Source organism: Nostoc spongiaeforme FACHB-130 (genome assembly GCF_014698475.1).
GTDB classification, from domain to species: Bacteria; Cyanobacteriota; Cyanobacteriia; order Cyanobacteriales; family Nostocaceae; genus Nostoc_B; species Nostoc_B spongiaeforme.
Genome location: NZ_JACJTB010000004.1, coordinates 24,120 through 41,653, shown reverse-complemented (window position 1 = coordinate 41,653; position 17,534 = coordinate 24,120). Strand labels below are relative to the sequence as shown.

Below are 17,534 nucleotides of genomic sequence, written 5' to 3'. Positions count from 1 at the left end.
GAGAAATTCGCCTTTAGGGGTGCAAGGGTGTGGGGAAAAGAAGGGTAGAGGGGCAGGGGAGAAAAAATAGCGATGACTAAGCGTATTGCGTCTATCTATTAACCTTCTGCCTTCTGCCTTCTTCCCAGAGTTCGGAAACCCGTACATCGCAAAATATTGCCATTGCAGGCTTTCCTTCGGTAAATTAGCACTCAGGAGTTGAGAGTGCTAACTCTGGAGAAATTTGTATGGCAGCTGTATCTTTAAGCGTATCTACAGTAAAACCTTTAGGCGATCGCGTTTTTGTCAAAGTAAGCGCATCAGAAGAAAAGACCGCCGGTGGTCTTTACTTACCCGACACCGCCAAAGAAAAACCCCAAGTAGGGGAAGTTGTTGCTCTTGGAGCTGGCAAACGTAACGATGACGGTAGCCGTCAAGAGTTAGAAGTCAAGGTTGGAGACAAAGTGTTGTACTCCAAATATGCTGGCACAGATGTGAAACTCGGCACGGAAGAGTATGTACTGCTCTCTGAAAAAGACATTCTAGCAATCGTTTCCTAGTCAAAAGTCAAAAGTCACAAGTCAAAAGTCCCTGGACAAATGACAAATGACAAACAACCACTGACAAAAAATAACTGACACAGGAAGATTAACAACTATGGCAAAGCGCATTATTTACAACGAAAACGCACGTCGCGCTCTGGAACGAGGCATGGACATCTTAGCTGAGGCTGTAGCTGTTACCCTCGGCCCCAAAGGTCGTAACGTAGTTCTAGAGAAGAAATTTGGCGCACCGCAAATCGTAAATGACGGTGTGACTATTGCTAAAGAAATTGAATTAGAAGACCACGTTGAAAACACTGGCGTTTCTTTGATTCGTCAAGCGGCTTCTAAAACCAACGACGCTGCGGGTGATGGTACCACAACCGCGACTGTATTGGCTCATGCGATCGTTAAAGAAGGCTTGCGGAACGTTGCAGCGGGTGCTAACGCCATCCTGTTGAAGCGTGGTATTGATAAAGCTACCACCTTCTTAGTCGAGAAAATTGCTGAACACGCTCGTCCTGTAGAAGATTCCAAAGCTATTGCTCAAGTTGGTTCTATCTCTGCCGGTAACGATGATGAAGTCGGTCAGATGATTGCCCAAGCAATGGACAAGGTGGGTAAAGAAGGTGTAATTTCCTTGGAAGAAGGAAAATCCATGACCACCGAATTGGAAATCACCGAAGGGATGCGCTTTGACAAAGGCTATATCTCTCCCTACTTCGCAACCGACCCAGAGCGGATGGAAGCAGTATTTGATGATCCTTACATCCTGCTAACCGATAAGAAAATTGCTTTGGTACAAGATTTAGTACCCGTGCTTGAGCAAGTTGCACGTCAAGGCAAACCCTTGGTAATTCTTGCTGAAGATATAGAAAAAGAAGCTTTGGCAACTTTGGTTGTTAACCGCCTGCGTGGTGTACTAAACGTAGCTGCTGTGAAAGCTCCTGGATTTGGCGATCGCCGCAAAGCTATGCTAGAAGACATCGCTATCCTTACCGGTGGTCAAGTTATCACCGAAGATGCTGGTCTGAAGCTAGAAAACACCAAGCTTGATGGTTTGGGTAAAGCACGCCGCATTACTATCACCAAAGACAACACCACAATTGTTGCTGAAGGTAACGAAGCTGGCGTTAAAGCTCGCATTGAACAAATTCGCCGTCAAATGGAAGAAACCGAATCTTCCTACGACAAAGAAAAATTACAAGAGCGTCTGGCTAAATTGGCTGGCGGTGTAGCTGTAGTCAAAGTTGGTGCAGCCACCGAAACCGAAATGAAAGACAAGAAACTCCGCCTCGAAGATGCTATCAACGCTACCAAAGCTGCGGTAGAAGAAGGTATCGTTCCTGGTGGTGGTACAACTCTCGCTCACCTCGCTCCTCAACTAGAAGAGTGGGCAAACGGCAAGCTTACTGGTGAAGAATTGACCGGTGCTTTAATTGTCGCTCGTGCATTACCCGCACCTCTGAAGAGAATTGCTGAAAACGCAGGTCAAAACGGTGCTGTAATTGCTGAACGTGTTAAAGAAAAAGAATTCAACATTGGTTTCAACGCAGCCAGCAACGAATTTGTAGATATGTTAGCTGCTGGTATCGTTGACCCCGCTAAAGTAACCCGTTCTGCATTGCAAAACGCTGCTTCTATTGCTGGTATGGTGTTGACAACCGAATGTATCGTTGTTGACAAACCAGAACCCAAAGATGCTGCTCCTGCTGCTGGCGCTGGTATGGGCGGCGGCGACTTCGATTACTAATACTCTGTAGTCACATAAATAAAAAACAGCTGCTTCTCTCGTGGAGGCGGCTGTTTTTTTGTCAATTACTATATTTTCAGTGAAATTCTAGCTGCTAACATAGAATTTAATTGCCTTATTTTGAGGGACTTTAAACATGACTCTGATTAATTATCAATCTAACTTTCAGAAATTACCTGAAATTGTCACAACATTAATTGATAATAATCTTATTTATCAAGAAAACTTAAATAAACAGGAAATGATTGAACTAATTAATCGTACTTTTGACCCAAGCTCTGTTCCTGATATTAATTGTATTTCCGAAGAAGAATTGACAAAACGAGTTAAAAGAATTTTGTCTTTGCATTTAGTTTCAGGAATGCTAAATGATTTCACCCCAGAGCAAATGCAACTTTTTGATGAAGCTGTAAAACGAGGTTAAATGGGTTATTTATTAGATACTAATATTGTTTCAGCATCACTAAAACAAAATGCTGAAATTAATTTAAAATTGCAAGAAGTCAGTAGCTTAAAAATAGATATTTTAATTAGTGGCATAACGTACTATGAAATTCAAAGAGGGCTTTTAAGTAGCAATGCCACTAAAAAACTAGCTTTATTTCAACAATTTTGCCAAGATTATCCAATTTTATTTTTGGATGATATTAGAATTTTTCAAAAAGCCGCAGAAATTCATGCTGACTTAAAAGGCAGAGGCACAATCATTCAGGATGCAGATATTTTGATAGCTGCTACTGCTATAGTTCATAACTTAATTTTAGTTTCTCACGATTCTGACTTAACCAGAGTTAAAGATTTACAGTTAGAAAATTGGTTAACTTCTTAAGTTATTTGTTTGAATAATTTTGAGTTTTGCATATTAACAAATTTAATTAGACGAGCTAAATAAAAAACAGCTGCTTTCTTTGTAGGGCGGCTGTTTTTTTATTTTACATCCAGGTGCAGAGTCATCTATAAAATACGTGTTTATGCGTTTGACACACTACTTTAAAGTGTTAGAATTGACCAGACTTACTTAAAATATACTTAAACAATCTATGCGATTTGATATTATTGCTGCTGTTGTTGGTTTCGTTCTGCAAACTGGTGAAAAAATTGTTGCTGCTTTTCTTGATAAACAATTCGGCAAAGATAATCAACATAATTTACCAACAAAAATTGAAAATGCTAGAAAAGATACGCGAGTGCGTCAGGCAGAAATAGACTATTATAATCGCCGAGAAGCTAGAGAGAAAGAATTACTGCAAATTCAAGATTTACGCTTAAAAACAGATATACAAATTGCCGCAGTTCAGGCGGAAAGAGAAGAAAGGGCTTTGCAATTAAAACAGGAGGAATTAGAAGATAGACGTAAATTAAGTGCTTTATATTTAGATTTAATTCGAGAAAAGACAGCTAAAGATATTGAAATCAAAAAACAAGAGATTCAAGCAATTTTTGATCAACAAAAGTGGCCGGGTATTTTAAGTCGTGATGAAGTACAGAGAATTTTTATTGAGGAGCAACAGAAACCTCGCTTATTGATGTTAGTTCCACCTCCAGATATTAGCGAAGATTTTCCCATATCATTCCGTGACAGCCTCAATAAAGAGATTCGTAATCAATTAAAGATATTTTTAGAAAAGTACTATCCACTTCAGGGCGATTTATGCCCAGTAGAATTTTATGGTAAATATTTTGAACGTTCTGTTTTTGATGCTGAAGTTAAGCAACTAGAAACAATTTTATCTGCTGTGCCAACTGCAATTATTTACACTGATATTACAGACCATGAAGTTTATTTTAATATTCGGTTTTGGGGACTGCAAGAACCTGTATCTTTATCTTTTGAACCTTGGAACTGGGAAGAAGTAAAAAGGCAATTAGAAGAAGCTGGAAATGATGAAAATCAATCTTTTCGCGCTATCAGAAAAACTATTGTTACCTTGCATAAGTTATTAGCGGCATTTTTAGCAGATTGGTATTATTTGAATATTGATCCGAATTATGAACCGCAATTATTTAATATAGAGGCTGATATTCCTACAGACTGGACAAGTAAGCTTCATTCACAGCTAAGTTCTATATCTCAACATTATCGAGCAATATATAATAATGATTTGCAGTTAATAGCAGATTTTGAAAGTAGTAAAAAACGGAAATGGCGATGTATCAATACTCTTATTGAACATTCAAAATCTGTTTTATGTCTTGCTATTAATCCTAATGGTAAAACATTTGCAAGTAGTAGTTGTGACCATACAATCCAAATTTGGAATTTGCATCAAGGTGAGGTAATTGGTACATTTACTGGACATTCAGACTATGTTAGAGCAATAGCCTTTAGCCCTGATGGGCAAATATTAGCTAGTGGTAGTGATGACAAGAAAATTAAGTTATGGTTTGCAAAAACAGGTACAACTTTTACTGGATATTCAGCTAATATTTATTCAATTGCGTTTAGTCCTGATGGAAAATGTATTGCAACTGGAAGTGGAGATGGAAATATTAAGATATGGAATATAGATACAGAAGAATTGATTTGTCAATTAAATGGTCATACAAGTGCTATTACATCTATTATTATTGATAATAATGGACGACAATTAATTAGTGCTAGTCGTGACCATACTATTAAAATTTGGGATATTAAAACTGGATTAGCAATTTATAGTCTTGAAGAACGTTCTAACTGGGTAAATGCAGTTGCAATTAGTCCCAATAGTAAGACTTTGGCGAGTGGAAGTAATGACAAGACTATTAAATTGTGGGATTTGTACAATGGAGAATTAATTCACACATTTTTAGGACATAATAACCCTGTTTCTAGTGTTGCTTTTAGCCCTGATGGGCAGCTTTTAGTTAGCGGTAGTCAAGATAATACTATTAAGCTTTGGCATTTAAGTACAAAAGAGTTAATAAATACCCTTTCAGGTCATTCAGGAACTGTTAATTCAGTAGCTTTTAGTATTGACGGTAAAAATATAATAAGCGGTAGTACTGACAATACAATTAAAATTTGGGGGTATGAGTAAGTAATATTAGGAGCAAGATTTGAGTTACGATAACGCTTGTAAATATTTAGCAGAACAGTATCCAGGAGAGTTTGTGCGCTGGTTACTGGGTGTAGATACACAACAAATTGAAGTATTAAAAACAGAATTAACACTTGAACCAATTCGCGCTGATTCTGTGACATTTCTGCGTACAGATAACCAAATTTTACATATTGAATTTCAAACTATAACAACTTCTACTCCCGCGCTGAACTTCCGAATGCTTGATTATTCTGTGAGGTTGAAGCGTCAATATCGATGTCCTGTAGTGCAAGTATTGATATTTCTTCAAGAAACAACTAACGAAGTAGCGTTCACTGAAGAATATCGAGACGACACAACAATTCATCTCTATCGAGTTGTGCGCTTATGGGAACAAGAATCAGCACAATTTTTGTCAAATCCTGCATTGTTACCGTTAGCGCCTCTCACTCGAACTACCTCCCCCCAAGGATTGCTTGCACAAGTGGCTGAACAAGTCGCTACAATTTCGGATAGGGAAGAAAGACAAAATATTGCTGGTTGCGTAGAAATTTTAGCGGGTTTGCGGTTTGAAAAAGATTTGATTCGTCAGTTATTACGGGAAGATATCATGAAAGATTCTGTAATTTATCAAGATATTGTTCAAAAGGAAGCATTAAAACTAATTAGTCGTTTGCTTAAAAGGCGTTTTGGTGAAATCAATACACCATTACTTGAACAGGTACGTAATTTATCTGCTGAACAATTAGAAGAATTAGGAGAGGCTTTATTAGATTTTTCGGAAGTTGCTGATTTGGAAGTTTGGTTAAACCAGCAAAATTAGGTTGCATAATATGAAAGCAGCTACTTCTTTAAGGTGGCTGTTTTTTATTGGAACCGCAGAGGCGCAGAGATCACAATCTTCTTATCTTTACTTTAATCTTCACATTATTGATTTTGCCTATTATTAATTTTTTCGCAATTATATTTATTAGACAAACAAATCATGAGCGAAACTAAATATAATTCAAATTATACTCTTTATTTGATCAATCAAAGCTTAAATTCAACGTATAACCAAAAGTTCATCAAGTTTGGTTTTTAACTCTGGAGATACCATTAGAGGATTATAAATTTCTCCCTGATAAGGTTGCCAAATATAACCAGAGCTAAATTGTCTAAAAATAGGTAATATTGCTGCTTCCTGTTCAATTATTTGCGATAAAACTAATCCAGGAATCGATAAATTAGGTAAGTCTTCAATTAATTCACTATATGTTCTGAATTCATCAACTTCCACACCTACTAAGGCATAACGAAAGGGAGGAGCAAGGCGTAGTTTTTGATATAGTAAAATACCTAATTCTGTCATTAAATAAGCACTTTCCGGGCTATCTATTCCCACTTCACTAATATTACTGGGGTAAACACGACACCACCAATTGCTTTCGATATCTTGAAAGGTGTCTACGTGACATAGGCATGAACTACCATTTGAGAGTATAAATATTTGCCCTATAAAATGTTGAGCAAATTTATGAGCAGTGGTTTCATCAGAACCGCATTCTGCTGATAAACTAAATATCCACGCCATGTTTTGAGCTTCCTATTTTCATAGTTTTAATCTACTCTCTGCCAATAGTTTTTGGTGTTTGCTAATGCTAATTCGTACCTTTCTAAAGACATTGTAACTCTCGGTACAATGCTAACGTGGGTTGGGCTATCTTGAATAGCTTGTAAATCTCCAGTGATATCACTATCATCAATTTGCCACAGAGGATCTTTGCCGGTTCCACCAAATTTTTGAGGTTTACGAAATGCTGGTAAAGCTTCAATGGATAAAGAAACAGACATTCCCTTTGTATCTTTGATGGCGACAGTAACAAGCTCTCCTCGAACTTCACGTTCTGACTCTGCTAACAAATAGCCTTGCTCATCAAGATAACCTACAGGCATTTGCTCAACGTTTATATCAATGCCTGGTCTAATTCCTAATAGTCTTGCACTTCGACCTATTTTGGGTTTGCCATTTTGCGCCACCATCCCACGATAGTAGAGTTTTACCATACAAGAATAATGGAAAATTTAAATATAATAAATATGCGTTTTATAGATACACATTTCACAAAAAACATGAGCGGAATTACTAATAACAAGATAAAAAAATAATCGGTGCAGGGTTACTACACCGATCGCATTACTTGTGCATGATTTAATTGTGATTGAACCAGACATTTCCCTCACGCTATTGCTGAAGCTTGGGGTTTGGCAAAAATCATGCGTCCGGCTGAGGTTTGCAAGGCGCTGGTGACGACTACCCGCAGTTCACCTCCTACATAACCGCTACCTTCTTCAACGACAACCATTGTGCCGTCATCTAAATAGCCAATACCTTGACTTGGTTCTTTGCCTTCTTTGAGAATTTTGAGGTCGAGGTTATCGCCTGGTAAATAAGTGGGACGGACGGCGTTAACTAAATCGTTGACGTTCAACACGGGTACTTTCTGCACGCTGGCTACTTTCGACAAGTTGTAGTCGTTGGTTAGCAGTGTTGCGTTGATTTCTTGGGCAAAGCGGACTAATTTCGCGTCTACGGTGGCAATATCATCGTAGTCGATGGGGTTAATTAAGATGCGTTCTGGGTAAGCTTCTTTAATGCGGTTAAGAATTTCTAAACCCCGTCTTCCCCGCACCCGCTTTTGGTCTTTACTAGCATCAGCTACTTGCTGCAATTCTTGTAAAACAAATTGTGGCACGATGATTGGCCCTTCTAAAAACCCTGTTTCTAGTAGTGCTTCAATACGACCATCAATGATACAGCTAGTATCTAAAACTTTGGTATTGGCAGGTTTTAATGTACCTTCTGCTACCATTGTCTCCACAGTATTCGGATTAATTAATCGCAGTAATCCGCGTCCGTGGGTATCTGCCAAATTCATGCCTGTAACAGCTAAAATAATACTACCAACAACTGCCACCAAGGGCTTAATAAAACTAAAGTCTGGTGGTATAGGTAGCAAAAATAACGGAGCAAGCATTAAGTTTGCTAGTAGTAAGCCAATGACTAATCCTATGGCACGCGTTAAGATGGCTTCCAGTGGCATTTCCCGGACTTGTGCCTCTAGGCGACGATAAGTCGTCTGGAAACTCAGTCCAACTGCACCGCCAATAATAGCGGCAAAGACGGCAACTGTGAGGCGTAAAGCTTCTAGGTTGGTCACTCGATCTAACGTGCCATCTGGTAGCAGATCGGTGCTGTAGAAACCTATGCCTGCTGCTGCCAAAATGAATGAGAGAATAATAATGGCATCAAGCATGGTTGTGTTGTTTTCCTGCAATTGTTTTACCCGATAAAATCAAATGTTTTTGATTTCATCGCTAAAAGGCAATAATGAATATTGACTTAGACTAAGGGCGGAAGCAGGGAATATCTGCAAATATTATAACTAAAGAGCTTTATTTTAATATTTTGCATGGTTTTGTTGTGAAACGATAAAAAAACATAAACAAACTTTTTATTTTGGCAATTTGTAATGCTTTGTTAAGTTAAGTAATTATTGCTGAAAATGAATCAAAAATTTGCTGTTTCTGGCATGGTCAGTTCTGCTTATGTACATATTCCTTTTTGCAGACGACGGTGCTTTTATTGCGATTTCCCTGTGTCTGTTGTGGGCGATCGCTTGCGGGGTGAAACATCGGGTACAATCTCCCATTACGTAGAGGTATTATGCCAAGAAATTGCCAATACACCTAATTTTAGTCAATCTTTGCAGACAATTTTTTTTGGTGGTGGTACTCCTTCACTGCTATCAACTCAGCAGTTGGCACAAATATTAGAAGCTTTAGAACAAAGTTTTGGAATTGCGCCCCAAGTCGAAATTTCAATGGAAGTAGATCCAGGTACATTTGATTTGGCGCATATCTCAGGCTATCAGAGTTTGGGTGTAAATCGAGTGAGTTTGGGTGTACAAGCCTTTCAAGAAGAATTGTTAAAAGTAGCTGGGCGATCGCATTCAGTTAAAGATATCTTTGCAGCTGTTGAATTAATTCACAAAGTCGAGATTCCCGAATTTAGTTTAGATTTAATCTCTGGGTTGCCACATCAGTCTTTAGATCAATGGTCGGATTCTTTAGAAAAAGCAGTAGCTACCAACCCGACGCATATATCTATCTATGATTTAACCATTGAACCAGGTACAGCTTTTAATCGCTATTACAAACCAGGGGATAATCCTCTACCAACAGATGAAACCACTGTCAAGATGTACCAGATGGGACAGCAAGTATTGACTGGCAAAGGTTACGCCCATTATGAAATTTCTAATTATGCCCGACCTGGACACCAGTGTCAGCATAATCGCGTTTATTGGGAAAACCGACCTTATTATGGCTTTGGGATGGGCGCAGCTAGTTACACTGACAAGAAACGCTTCACGCGCCCCCGCAAAACTCAGGAATATTATCAATGGGTACAAGCTGGCTGCAAAATTGACTGTGAAATTACTCCACCAGCTGAGGTATTGTTAGAAACTTTAATGTTGGGGTTGCGCTTGGCTGAAGGTGTGAGTGTTTCTAACTTACAAGCAGAGTTTGGCGAAGAGAAAATAGGGGAGATGTATCAATGTTTGCAACCTTACCTTGAGAAAGGTTGGGTAAAAGTTACAGAAGGAAGGTTGCAATTAACTGACCCAGAAGGATTTTTATTTTCTAATGTAATTTTGGCTGATTTATTTAATCAGTTGGGTTAATTATTTTTTTTGAGGTTAGGGATTAGAGACTTTACTCACATCACATCTTGCACCAAGCGACTGAAGTCGCGGCTACACGAACAAAACCCGCCTGCGCGGGTTCAAAGCCCTTGACTTTACATTAGTCCGCGTAGGCGGACTTCGTTTTTATAGCCGCGAATTCCATTCGTCGGGGCTAGGTGCAAGATATGTGTCACCACAGATTTGACGGCTAACTTTTCGCCACGGCGATCGCGTGTACCCACAAACGCAAAGGTATCATTGGGATATTAAATTCAATTTCTTCAAAATATGTATAAATCACGAAAACACTCCTATCTTGAAGGTGTTTTTCTTCAGTAAATTCACTTCTATTAACTAGTATTGAATTGAGTTATGAACTAGAATTTTTCTTTCCAAAAAACTAAAAAACTCCCGGTAATACTAAATCATTTGTGAAGCTTCAGATCACAAGACTTACACAGTAATATACAAAATCTAGGTTTGAAAGGATGGTGAAGGGGTATAGGTCATTAAAACCCTTACACCCCATACCCTTTCTCCCCTACACCCATTCTCCACAAACAACCTTCGTGCATAATCTTTCAGCCTTCTGCCTGATTTCCCTATCTGCCATAGCCAACTTTCTCAATACAATCAGACTACGACGATACCCAGAAGGTCTTAAAATATTGTTAATTTCTGCTAAACCCCTCGACCTTAAATTTACCAGTATCACCCCGAAATTACTATGGCTATTGGCTACGTCGCGCTTGTACTTCACGCACACCTGCCCTTCGTTCGTCACCCAGAAAGTGACTATGTGCTGGAGGAAGAATGGCTTTATGAAGCCATTACCGAAACATATATTCCCTTACTAAAAGTCTTTGAAGGCTTAAAGCGAGACGGCATCGACTTTAAAATCACCATGAGTATGACACCGCCTTTGGTGTCGATGCTACGTGATCCCCTATTGCAAGAACGCTATGATGCTCACTTAGCCAAATTAGAGGAACTTACAGAACTAGAAATTGAGCATAATGTTAACAATGGGCATATTCGTTATCTCGCGGAACACTACGCTACTGAGTTTAACGAAGCGCGGGAAATGTGGGAACGCTACAACGGTGATTTGGTAACTGCTTTTAAGCAATTCCAAGATAGTAATAACTTAGAAATTATCACTTGTGGCGCTACTCACGGCTACTTGCCATTGATGAAAATGTATCCCCAAGCTGTGTGGGCGCAAATTCAAGTAGCTTGTGAACACTACGAACAAACTTTTGGTCGTCCGCCTAAAGGTATTTGGTTGCCAGAATGTGCCTACTATGAAGGGCTGGAGAGGATGCTGGCTGATGCTGGCTTGCGTTACTTCCTCACCGATGGACATGGTATTCTTTATGCCCGTCCCCGTCCGCGTTTTGGTAGCTACGCGCCGATTTTTACCGAAACAGGGGTAGCAGCGTTTGGTAGAGACCATGAATCTTCACAACAGGTATGGTCTTCTGAGGTGGGCTATCCTGGCGCAGCCGAATATCGAGAATTTTACAAAGATTTGGGCTGGGAAGCAGAATATGAGTATATCAAACCCTATATCATGCCCAATGGTCAGCGCAAAAATACGGGGATTAAATACCATAAAATTACCGGACGCGGTTTAGGTTTATCAGATAAGGCACTGTATGATCCATACTGGGCAAGGGAAAAAGCCGCCGAACATGCTGCCAACTTTATGTATAACCGCGAACGTCAGGCTGAACATCTTTACGGAATTATGCAGCGTCCGCCGATTATTGTTTCGCCCTACGATGCGGAGTTGTTCGGACATTGGTGGTATGAAGGCCCTTGGTTTATTGACTACTTATTCCGTAAGTCATGGTATGACCAAGGTACATATAAAATGACTCACTTGGCAGATTATCTCCGAGCCGAACCCAGCCAGCAAGTTTGCCGTCCTTCTCAGTCGAGTTGGGGTTACAAAGGTTTCCACGAATATTGGTTAAATGAAACAAATGCTTGGATTTATCCCCATCTGCACAAAGCCGCAGAACGGATGATTGAAATCTCGAAGTTGGAACCTGCTGATGAGTTGCAATGGCGGGCGCTAAACCAAGCAGCAAGAGAACTGTTATTAGCACAATCTTCTGACTGGGCATTTATTATGCGGACAGGAACAATGGTTCCTTATGCAGTCCGCCGGACGCGATCGCACCTGATGCGGTTTAATAAACTTTATGAAGATGTCAAAATCGGTAAAGTTGACAGTGGTTGGCTAGAAAAAATCGAAGTTATGGATAATATCTTCCCAGAAATTAACTATCGCGTTTATCGTCCTTTGTAAAGAGTGCTGAGTTGAAAGTGCTGAGTGCTGAGTTAAAAGATATAACATTTACCAAGTGAGAAAGTGTTGAGTAATCTTTTTCTTACTCAGCACTCAGCACTCAGCACTCAGCACTGAGTAAGATGAATTAAATTCAAAAAATCATTTGGGGATGAATCAGTTTGTATCCGGCATCTTTGATTTTCTGATTTGATACATTGGCATTATATGGGCGGTTGCTTGTCTGGGAACTATCCCATTGCACTGTAGGTAAATTGTGTTTCGCAAATAAAGTATCTAGTAATTCTTGGCTGGTTAAATGTGCATCATCGACCAAATTATAAATACCATTTAAGTGTTGTTGACGGGCAAACTCAATGGCGCTGACAATATCATCTAAATGAATCCAATTCGTGACATCTTCACCATTACCAGGGCGAGTTGTACCAGATGCACGACTAAATATTTTAATTAGTTCTCGATTATTTCCATAAATACCACCCAAGCGCAAAATACAAACATGCAATTTCTCACTGGCTGCTGAAAGTAAAAGTTTTTCCGTCTCTCGCAGAATTATGCCTGAAGCATGGGTTGGTTCTATGGGTGTATCTTCATCGACTGTAGCACCATTGCGATCGCCATAAACAGAATAACTGCCCGTGTAGATAATTTGGCGAATATTAGGTAACTGCGGCAAAATTGCCACTAAAGTTTTTGCAGTTTCTAGATAAGTTTCTTCATATAAATTTGCGCCTTTTGCCCCCACACTCAACAAAACTACATCTTGATTTTGCAAAACTGATTGCAGTGTGGCTGCGTCGTTTCCTTTAGCAATGAAAACTTTTTGCGCTACAGTTTGAAGTTCTGGGATGCGTTTGGGGGTAGTTGTGGTGGCGGTAACAATAAAAGTCATCTTTTGCTGCCAATATTTAGCCACTGCACAACCTACATAACCACAACCAATGATAGCAATATTCATAGATAAATTTGATTTTTTGATAGTATGTTAATTTAAGGTGATACTCTTAATTACAATACCAAATCAGCAAACTAAAAAGAAGCTTAAAACAGGTTACAAACCGTTGAACAGGAAGAAATTACATCTATTCCTGGCGAACAGGTATTGCGAGAACTAGGCTCTAGTCATTAATGGTAAGAGCTAAGTCGCTCTCTTCTAAAGAGGTATCATCATCAGTTGAATGTTTGATTGGTAATACGATCGCAAATGTCGTGCCTTCACCAAACTCCGATTCACAAATTAGTTGACCTTTGTGTTTTTCGACAATAATTTGGTAGCTAATTGACAAACCTAAACCTGTACCAACTCCAATGGGTTTTGTAGTAAAAAATGTTTCAAATATTTTTTGTTGATATTCTGGAGAAATTCCAGAACCATTATCAGTAATTTTGATTTCTATCAAATCTGCATTGAGTTTTTGTGTAGAAATAACAATTTCTTGATATTCTTCTTCATTTTGGGACTCTTCTAAAGCATCGATAGCGTTAGATAAAATATTCATAAACACTTGATATAATGCACCACCATAGCCTTGTATATTGGGAATTTCGCCATATTTTTTCACTACATTAATTCTTTTTTTCAGGCGATTATTTAAAATTAATAATGTACTTTCTATACAAGAGTGAATATCTACAGCATGAAATTCATTTTCATCTAACCGCGAGAAGTTCTTCAAGCTTAAAACAATTTCTTTAGCTCGGTTAGCTCCCACTTGCATTGATTGTAATAGCTTTGGCAAGTCTTGTTTGACGAAATCTAAGTCAATTTCTTCAGCTAACTCATCTAATTCATCATCTTGTACTTTGGCTTGGTAGGCTTCTAGCAGCATTAACAAATTTTGAAAGTAAGCATTAGTGTGCTGAAGATTCCCATAAATAAAGTTGACGGGGTTATTGATTTCGTGGGCGACTCCCGCTAACATTTGTCCGAGGCTCGACATTTTCTCATTTTGAATTAATTGTCGAGATGCTTCGGCTTTTTGTTCTGCTAAAAGTTGATGAACTCGTTGAATGAGTTGATTAAGTGAGTCGGCTAACATTCCCACTTCGTCGGCTGTGGTGACTGGTGCTTGTAAATTGAAGTTAGATTCCTGAGTTACCTTCAGCGCGATATCGTGAACGGCTTTGAGTGGACGTGCGATCGCTCGGCTGGTGTAGTGGGCTAGTATAATAGCGATCGCTACCGATGACAGCATACTAATAATGATAATTCTGTCTCGGACTTTTTCTGTAGCCAGTACCGCCACTTCTTTGCGTTGAAAAGTCCCCTCAGAAGCTGCGAGTAATTCTTCCAAAGCATCTGTAGTATTGTGTAATTGAAAATATATTTCGCCTTGAGAAAGGGCTAACAGTTTTTCCTTTATACTGGCTATATTTTCAGCCTTTAAATTAGATGTAGAGTTTTGATTTAATATCGCCATTATTTGTTGGCTATATACTGTAGGAATACTTTGATAATTTTCTAAGAAATTCGATATTTTTTTATTAGGATGTTGATTAACATAAGTTGTTAGTTCTGCCCAAATTTGTTGAAGTTCAGCAGAGTTTTGGATAACATGAATGCGTTCTGCTTGCCAATGTTTTAAATCTGTAAAAACTAAGATTTTACCTTGATGAGATTGTAATTCTAATAAAACAGAGTTAAGACTACGAATTAGCTGAATTTCTTGCCATTTTTCTTGTTTTTGAATGATGGCTTGTTGCTGATAGTAATCCCCTAGCATAAATCCTGCTACTGTTCCAATAACAGCCGCCCCTAGAGCAACAGTATAACCCCAAGCAATTTTTTGACTGATACTTAGATTGTTAACTAAGCCAACAATCCAACTTGGATGATTTGACGATTGAGTTACAGACTCTTTTGTAGAGGAAGTTCTAGTCTGATTATCTTTCACAGAAGTATTTTGAGCATTGGCAGAGCGCATATATATTTGTTATCCCCACACAAATGGCTTTAGCCTAACTTAAATCTTTAGTGTCAGCCATACATACTCAGCTAATTAATATTAGCCGGAAAAATGCAGGAGATGTAACAAAAATATGGATTGCTACATTTTCTGTGATAAATCTCAATTTGGAATTCGTTAAAATACGTAATTTTTATCTACAAATTCCATCTGATGGGGAGAGATTATTGGTTGCTTGAAGAAACAGAAAACAAGAGAAAATTCGGGAATTTGTACCTAGGAGTTTTAGATAGCTTTGGTAAGCTAATCGTCATTTAAATTGCACCATATTTATTGGTAATAAAAGCTGCAAACCCTCTCCCTTACTCCCTTACTCTCTGCCCTCTGTGGCCTCAATGTGCTTTCTTATATGCTTAACAGTTTATGTATCTGGTGTGGGTGAAGAGGAATAGCGATCGCAGTTAATATGCTAATCATTAACTATGGGTATGACCATCGGGCATAATCGCCCCTGCTAAGTTAGCACCAATCAACTTCACTAGCAAGCGATCGCCAGAACGAATTTTTGCACCAGTCAAGTCAGCCCCCCGCAAATCAGCACCACTCAAGTCTGCACCAATTAAGTTAGCGTTACGTAAATTGGCTTCTCTGAGATCGGCTAGAAGTAGATTTGCTCTAAATAAATTGGCTTCTGATAAATTTGCACCCCGCAAAATTACTTTGTGCATAAAAGTATCGCTGAGGTCTGCACCAGTTAAATTGGCATAACTTAAGTTTCTTCCAGATAAATCTTTGTTACTTAAATTAGCTCGACTGAAATCTTTACCACTCAAATCTGGATTTTGGTTTGGTGTGTGATGGGGGGTTGGTGACGGTCTTTTTGGTTGAGGTGACTGATAGTGTGACGCATGATCATACTTACCATTCGGTTGAGGCGACTGATATGGTGATGCAGCATAATGCTTCCCATTTGGTTGGGGTGATGGATGGTGTGTAGCAGTATGATGCTTACCATTGGTCGAATGACCGTTAAAAGAACGCAATTTATCCCGCGCTTCATTAATGGCTTTGAGCTTTTCTTGAGCTTTTTGTTGCAAGCGGATATTATCTTTGGGAAGGCGGTCAGGATGCCAAACAAAGACTAAATCTTTATAAGCCTGGTTAACTTCGTCAAGTGTTGCACCAGGCTCTAATTCTAATATTCGATAATACCGCTCCAACTCGTTCATAGGATGTTGTTGATAGTCGATTGTCAGACAATTTTAGATTTGAGAATTGAGATTGGTGATTAACCCCACGGATCAGCTGTTAAGTATATGAAAAAGCAGATTGAGGTCGCAGGGGGCAGGGGGCAGGGGACAGGGAGTAAGGGAGAGGGTTTGCAGTTTTTATTACCAATGAACATGGTGTAATTTAAATGACGATTAGCTTACATTGAGAAAGGATGATGTTGGATTTGCGAATGATTCTATAGATAAATTTGGGGCTTGTACCATCCAGTAATTAAGTTATTGTCCCTTTTTATCTGTATCACCGTCATCTTCCTATTTCTCCATTTCGCCACCGATTTATAGCTCTGAAATATGCCGCAACAGGAATTTGATAAACCTCAACAATAATCCACAAAATGATTGATAAATGTGACAAAAAAGTTAATATAGTCCAGATGTATGGTATCCAAGTGAGGGGAGAATCCAGCGATGGGGGAAAATAAAAAGCGACAATGCCAATTAAAGTTGTAGGGAAAAATATAAAAGCGATCGCAGCAAATCCGTAACCCCAACCTAACTCCACACCTTCTAACTGCGCTTCTGTCCAACTCAAGCCATTCCATCGCCAAACCAAAGGCGGTTGCCGTGAAGGCATTTTGATTTGTTGCTGCTCTACATTGACAGTAAAAATCTCTTGACAAAAATCACAAGCCATAGTCTCCATTAATGGCATTTGTGATATTTTACCGACTCGACAAACTGGGCAAGGGTAAACTTCATAGGTGTCAAAAGATTTGCTGAAGATTTTGGAACTGGGCATAATCAAACTGAGTTTTCCGCAAAAGTATATATGTTTGTGCAAGTTGAATAACCAAGCTGTTTAGGGTTGGCGAGAACTGCTTCGCCTCATTTGAGTGTCCTAAAAGCCCATGTTTCAGTTACCAACTAGCCACAAGCCTCCATTCCCAGAGTTGTAATGAGTCTATCGCTTTTTGATGTCCTGTGGTGCTTGACGTGAGCGATCGCTTTTGTTATCTTGAAGCTCAAGGAAGCTTTATATTCAATTTTGTATCTCA

General features: G+C 39.1%; 16 protein-coding genes. 8 read left to right on the top strand and 8 right to left on the bottom strand.

All coding sequences use genetic code 11. The features are described from left to right. Positions 1-227: 227 nt before the first annotated feature. From groES to H6G74_RS05550, 6 genes are all read left to right on the top strand, one after another. The gene (gene groES / locus H6G74_RS05575) at positions 228-539 is read left to right on the top strand and encodes a co-chaperone GroES (protein ID WP_190592386.1); all 312 of its coding nucleotides are present in this window, start codon (positions 228-230) and stop codon (positions 537-539) included. A gap of 97 nt (positions 540-636) precedes the next feature. Further along, positions 637-2,274, top strand: coding sequence for a chaperonin GroEL (groL, locus tag H6G74_RS05570; RefSeq protein WP_190966735.1), 1,638 nt, complete (start codon positions 637-639; stop codon positions 2,272-2,274). A 136-nt stretch (positions 2,275-2,410) separates the two neighbouring features. Continuing rightward, positions 2,411-2,698, top strand: coding sequence for a hypothetical protein (locus H6G74_RS05565; protein ID WP_190966734.1), 288 nt, complete (start codon positions 2,411-2,413; stop codon positions 2,696-2,698). After that, positions 2,699-3,103, top strand: coding sequence for a type II toxin-antitoxin system VapC family toxin (locus tag H6G74_RS05560; RefSeq protein WP_190966733.1), 405 nt, complete (start codon positions 2,699-2,701; stop codon positions 3,101-3,103). Positions 3,104-3,314: 211 nt separating this feature from the next. Beyond that, positions 3,315-5,291, top strand: a complete 1,977-nt coding sequence (locus H6G74_RS05555; protein ID WP_190966732.1) for a WD40 repeat domain-containing protein — start codon at positions 3,315-3,317, stop codon at positions 5,289-5,291. Between the two features lie 19 nt (positions 5,292-5,310). Continuing rightward, a complete protein-coding gene (locus H6G74_RS05550; RefSeq protein WP_190966731.1) occupies positions 5,311-6,117 on the top strand; it encodes a DUF4351 domain-containing protein in 807 nt (268 codons plus the stop codon). Between the two features lie 222 nt (positions 6,118-6,339). On the opposite strand, the gene H6G74_RS05545 is transcribed toward H6G74_RS05550, so the two are convergent. From H6G74_RS05545 to H6G74_RS05535, 3 genes are all read right to left on the bottom strand, one after another. Continuing rightward, positions 6,340-6,867, bottom strand: coding sequence for a hypothetical protein (locus tag H6G74_RS05545; protein ID WP_190966730.1), 528 nt, complete (start codon positions 6,865-6,867; stop codon positions 6,340-6,342). Between the two features lie 26 nt (positions 6,868-6,893). After that, positions 6,894-7,340 carry a Tse2 family ADP-ribosyltransferase toxin gene (locus H6G74_RS05540; RefSeq protein WP_190966729.1) on the bottom strand — a complete coding sequence of 149 codons (447 nt, stop codon included), beginning with the start codon at positions 7,338-7,340 and terminating at the stop codon, positions 6,894-6,896. 173 nt (positions 7,341-7,513) lie between these two features. Beyond that, entirely contained in the window at positions 7,514-8,590 is a 1,077-nt protein-coding gene (locus H6G74_RS05535) for a PIN/TRAM domain-containing protein (protein ID WP_190966728.1), read from the bottom strand. Between the two features lie 249 nt (positions 8,591-8,839). Between H6G74_RS05535 and hemW the strand changes: the two genes are divergently transcribed. Continuing rightward, on the top strand, positions 8,840-10,021 hold the full coding sequence (gene hemW / locus H6G74_RS05530) for a radical SAM family heme chaperone HemW (protein ID WP_190966727.1): 1,182 nt from the start codon (positions 8,840-8,842) through the stop codon (positions 10,019-10,021). A gap of 116 nt (positions 10,022-10,137) precedes the next feature. On the opposite strand, the gene H6G74_RS31460 is transcribed toward hemW, so the two are convergent. Continuing rightward, positions 10,138-10,266 (bottom strand): hypothetical protein, encoded by a 129-nt coding sequence (locus H6G74_RS31460; protein ID WP_277927129.1) that lies wholly within the window; start codon positions 10,264-10,266, stop codon positions 10,138-10,140. 485 nt (positions 10,267-10,751) lie between these two features. Here H6G74_RS31460 and H6G74_RS05525 point away from each other — a divergent pair, with 485 nt between their 5' ends. Then, the gene (locus tag H6G74_RS05525; protein WP_190966726.1) at positions 10,752-12,341 is read left to right on the top strand and encodes a glycoside hydrolase family 57 protein; all 1,590 of its coding nucleotides are present in this window, start codon (positions 10,752-10,754) and stop codon (positions 12,339-12,341) included. A 133-nt stretch (positions 12,342-12,474) separates the two neighbouring features. On the opposite strand, the gene H6G74_RS05520 is transcribed toward H6G74_RS05525, so the two are convergent. The 4 genes from H6G74_RS05520 to H6G74_RS05505 form a co-directional block, all read right to left on the bottom strand. Then, positions 12,475-13,299 (bottom strand): SDR family oxidoreductase, encoded by an 825-nt coding sequence (locus tag H6G74_RS05520; RefSeq protein WP_190966725.1) that lies wholly within the window; start codon positions 13,297-13,299, stop codon positions 12,475-12,477. A 160-nt stretch (positions 13,300-13,459) separates the two neighbouring features. After that, the gene (locus H6G74_RS05515; protein WP_190966724.1) at positions 13,460-15,265 is read right to left on the bottom strand and encodes a sensor histidine kinase; all 1,806 of its coding nucleotides are present in this window, start codon (positions 15,263-15,265) and stop codon (positions 13,460-13,462) included. Positions 15,266-15,723: 458 nt separating this feature from the next. Continuing rightward, positions 15,724-16,476 (bottom strand): pentapeptide repeat-containing protein, encoded by a 753-nt coding sequence (locus H6G74_RS05510; protein ID WP_190966723.1) that lies wholly within the window; start codon positions 16,474-16,476, stop codon positions 15,724-15,726. Positions 16,477-16,783: 307 nt separating this feature from the next. Beyond that, positions 16,784-17,278 (bottom strand): hypothetical protein, encoded by a 495-nt coding sequence (locus tag H6G74_RS05505; RefSeq protein ID WP_190966722.1) that lies wholly within the window; start codon positions 17,276-17,278, stop codon positions 16,784-16,786. Between the last annotated feature and the right edge of the window lie 256 nt (positions 17,279-17,534).

Bases quoted from the DNA above. Each gene is read 5' to 3' on its own strand.
- H6G74_RS05545 (WP_190966730.1), bottom strand. From the start codon at position 6,867: ATGGCGTGGATATTTAGTTTATCAGCAGAATGCGGTTCTGATGAAACC.
- groL (WP_190966735.1), top strand. From the start codon at position 637: ATGGCAAAGCGCATTATTTACAACGAAAACGCACGTCGCGCTCTGGAA.
- H6G74_RS05560 (WP_190966733.1), top strand. From the start codon at position 2,699: ATGGGTTATTTATTAGATACTAATATTGTTTCAGCATCACTAAAACAA.
- H6G74_RS05535 (WP_190966728.1), bottom strand. From the start codon at position 8,590: ATGCTTGATGCCATTATTATTCTCTCATTCATTTTGGCAGCAGCAGGC.
- H6G74_RS05565 (WP_190966734.1), top strand. From the start codon at position 2,411: ATGACTCTGATTAATTATCAATCTAACTTTCAGAAATTACCTGAAATT.
- H6G74_RS05555 (WP_190966732.1), top strand. From the start codon at position 3,315: ATGCGATTTGATATTATTGCTGCTGTTGTTGGTTTCGTTCTGCAAACT.
- H6G74_RS05515 (WP_190966724.1), bottom strand. From the start codon at position 15,265: ATGCGCTCTGCCAATGCTCAAAATACTTCTGTGAAAGATAATCAGACT.
- H6G74_RS05540 (WP_190966729.1), bottom strand. From the start codon at position 7,340: ATGGTAAAACTCTACTATCGTGGGATGGTGGCGCAAAATGGCAAACCC.
- H6G74_RS05525 (WP_190966726.1), top strand. From the start codon at position 10,752: ATGGCTATTGGCTACGTCGCGCTTGTACTTCACGCACACCTGCCCTTC.
- H6G74_RS05510 (WP_190966723.1), bottom strand. From the start codon at position 16,476: ATGAACGAGTTGGAGCGGTATTATCGAATATTAGAATTAGAGCCTGGT.
- H6G74_RS05520 (WP_190966725.1), bottom strand. From the start codon at position 13,299: ATGAATATTGCTATCATTGGTTGTGGTTATGTAGGTTGTGCAGTGGCT.
- groES (WP_190592386.1), top strand. From the start codon at position 228: ATGGCAGCTGTATCTTTAAGCGTATCTACAGTAAAACCTTTAGGCGAT.
- hemW (WP_190966727.1), top strand. From the start codon at position 8,840: ATGAATCAAAAATTTGCTGTTTCTGGCATGGTCAGTTCTGCTTATGTA.
- H6G74_RS05505 (WP_190966722.1), bottom strand. From the start codon at position 17,278: ATGCCCAGTTCCAAAATCTTCAGCAAATCTTTTGACACCTATGAAGTT.